The sequence below is a fragment of the Isoptericola croceus genome, from assembly GCF_029382255.1.
GTDB lineage: Bacteria > Actinomycetota > Actinomycetes > Actinomycetales > Cellulomonadaceae > Isoptericola > Isoptericola croceus.
This window is the reverse complement of sequence record NZ_JARLLG010000138.1, coordinates 1-280: the sequence shown is the minus strand read 5'-3', so window position 1 is coordinate 280 and position 280 is coordinate 1. Positions and strand designations below refer to the sequence as shown.

The 280-nt window shown below is 43.6% G+C and carries 1 protein-coding gene; it reads right to left on the bottom strand.

From position 1 onward, the window contains the following. Positions 1-8: 8 nt before the first annotated feature. Positions 9-280: biotin transporter BioY (locus PZC42_RS24455; protein WP_277214039.1), on the bottom strand; the 272-nt coding region annotated here is incomplete at its 5' end.

Genomic DNA, 280 nt, shown 5'->3' with positions numbered 1-280 from the left:
AATTATACTTATTCTTTACCACCAATTGGCAAACGCATCACGCGCCCGATGATTACCATCAAAGTAACCACAATCACAACTTTAATGATTGTTGGGATAACGAATGCAATCAAACCAGTTGCAACAGCTGTTTCTATTGCCATCTTAGCAACAAAAGCCAACCACAATGTCCCGAAACCAAGTTGTAGAAAGGCCGCAATCAAATTCCAAAGGAGCATCGCTGGCCAAGAACGACTCAAACTAGCCCCCATCCCAATGACCAACGGGAATAGCAACATCC